The following is a 2,243-nucleotide window of genomic DNA, read 5'->3' as shown; positions in this document are numbered from 1 at the left end:
CTCGGGATCCGGGCGCGGGGGGGCGTCGCTGCCGGTCGCCTCGAAGCCCGCCGTGCCGGCAGCGAGGGCAGGCTGCGCAACGGGCGCATCGGGCGGCATCTCCGACGGCAGCGGCTCCACCTCCACCGGGCCTGGCGCCGGCACCGGCCGGGCCTGCGCGACGACCAGAGGCGGCGCCGGCCGCGTGGCGCGGCCGGGCTCGAAGACGCGGTCGAGAACGTCCACGCTGCGCATCGCCTGGTCCACGCCGCGCACGACCTCGCAGGCGGCGAGCGCGGGCAGCAGGAGGGCGATCACGCAGCGCAGCAGCGGGCCAAGGCTTCCGGACATCGGACGCGGTAACGCGCCGGTGCGTGCGCGGATGCCGCACTGGCCCGCGAATTGATCCGCCCGCGGCGCGCTACACCAGGCTCGGCTGGGCCGGCGCCGGCGCCTCGCCGCGCTCCAGCGCCTGCAGGAAGGCGGCGGCCTGGGCGCGCATGGCCTGCACCTTGCGCGGATCCATCTTCGCCAGCGTCCGCAGCGGCATTGCCATGCGCGGGTTGCGCGCGAAGCGGTCCGCGTGCCGGGCGATGAAGTCCCAGTAGAGGAAGTTGAAGGGGCAGGCCCTGGCGCCGGTCGCCTGCTTCACGTCGAAGGCGCAACCGCGGCAATGGTCCGACATGCGGTTGATGTACGCGCCGGACGCGGCATAGGGCTTGGACGCCATGACCCCGCCATCGGCGTGCAGCGCCATGCCGTGCGTATTGGGCAGTTCCACCCATTCATACGCATCGGCATAGACCACCATGTACCAGTCATTCACCGCGGCCGGGTCGAGCCCGGCGAGCAGCGCGAAATTGCCGGTGACCATCAGGCGCTGGATGTGGTGGGCATAGGCCAGGTCACGCGTCTGTGCGATCGCCGCGCGCAGGCAGGCCATGTCCGTCTCGCCCGACCAGTAGAACCAGGGCAGCGGCCGCGTCGCCTCCAGCGCATTGGTATCGCGATACGCCGGCATGCGCAGCCAGTAGATGCCGCGCACATATTCCCGCCAGCCCAGGATCTGGCGGATGAACCCCTCCACCGCGTTCAGCGGCGCGTCGCCCGCGCGATACGCGCGCTCCGCGGCCCCGCATGCGGCGCGGGGGTCGAGGATGCCGACATTCAGCGCCGCGGCGACCAGCGCATGGAACAGCGTCGGCTCGCCCTCCGCCATCGCATCCTGGTAGGTGCCGAACAGCGGCAGGCGGTGGCGGATGAAGTCGTCCAGCGCGGCCTCCGCATCCTCCGCCGTCACCGGCCAGGCGAAGGCGTCGAGCGTGCCGAAATGGTCGGGGAACTCCCGCGCGACGAGCGACATCACCTCCCGCGTCACCTCGTCCGGCGCGAAGCGGCGCGGCTTCGGCGGGCGGATGTCCCGCGGCAGGGCGGCGCGGTTGTCGTGGTCGAAGTTCCATTGCCCGCCCGCGGGCTCGTCCGGGCCCTCCATCAGCAGGCCGGTCGCGCGGCGCATCTCGCGGTAGAAGAACTCCATCCGCAGCTGTTTCCGCTCGCCCGCCCAGGCGCGGAAGCGGTCCAGGCTGCACAGGAAGCGCGTGTCGTCGCGGATCTCCACCGGCACCCCGGTCGCGTCCTGCCAGCCCCGCATGTCCTGAGCCACGCGCCACTCGCCCGGATGGGTGCAGAGGATGCGCGATGCCCCGAGCGCCGCGGCCGCGCGCTCCACCTCGCCCCGCAGGGTCTGCGTGTTCCCGGGCTCGTCCAGCCTGACGTAGCGCACCCGCACCCCGCGCGCCTCCAGCCGCCGCGCGAAATGCCGCATGGCCGAGAGCACGAGGGCGATCTTCTGCTTGTGGTGGCGGACATAGGTGCATTCCGCCCGCACCTCCGCCATCAGCACCACGTCGCGCGCAGGGTCCAGGCCCTCCAGCGCGGAGAGCCCGTCGGAGCACTGGTCGCCCAGGACGACGCGAAGCGTCGTCATGCCTTCTCGTAGGTCACCGCGCTGCCGTCCTCGCCCGTGGTGGCGAAGCCGATCCAGCGCCCGCGCGCATCGTACAGCACCTCCGCCCCCTCGCCGCCGATCAGCTTCACCCGCTGACCGCCGCCTTCCGGCGTGCGGCGCAGCTCCGGCGCCACCGGGCGCGCATCGCGCACGTCGAACAGCGGCACACCGGGCGCGAGGCTCGCCGCGCGCCACCAGGTCAGCGGCGCGGCGTTCGCCGGCACCACCGCCTCCCCGGCGGTGCCGCGCAGCCGGA

The 2,243-nt window shown here is 73.2% G+C and carries 2 protein-coding genes and 1 pseudogene; all 3 read right to left on the bottom strand.

The features are described from left to right. A pseudogene (locus OZN99_RS30085) lies at positions 1-330 on the bottom strand (hypothetical protein); the annotation flags it as partial. Positions 331-400: 70 nt separating this feature from the next. Further along, positions 401-1,966: a cryptochrome/photolyase family protein gene (locus OZN99_RS30080; protein WP_270938888.1), complete on the bottom strand. Its 1,566-nt coding sequence runs from the start codon at positions 1,964-1,966 to the stop codon at positions 401-403. Then, positions 1,963-2,243, bottom strand: a 281-nt coding sequence (locus OZN99_RS30075; protein WP_270938887.1) for a hypothetical protein, incomplete at its 5' end; no start/stop codon positions are given. The genes OZN99_RS30075 and OZN99_RS30080, both read right to left, overlap by 4 nt.

It is taken from the genome of Falsiroseomonas oryzae, assembly GCF_027856955.1.
GTDB classification, from domain to species: domain Bacteria; phylum Pseudomonadota; class Alphaproteobacteria; order Acetobacterales; family Acetobacteraceae; genus Falsiroseomonas; species Falsiroseomonas oryzae.
This window is presented reverse-complemented; position numbering and strand designations above follow the sequence as displayed.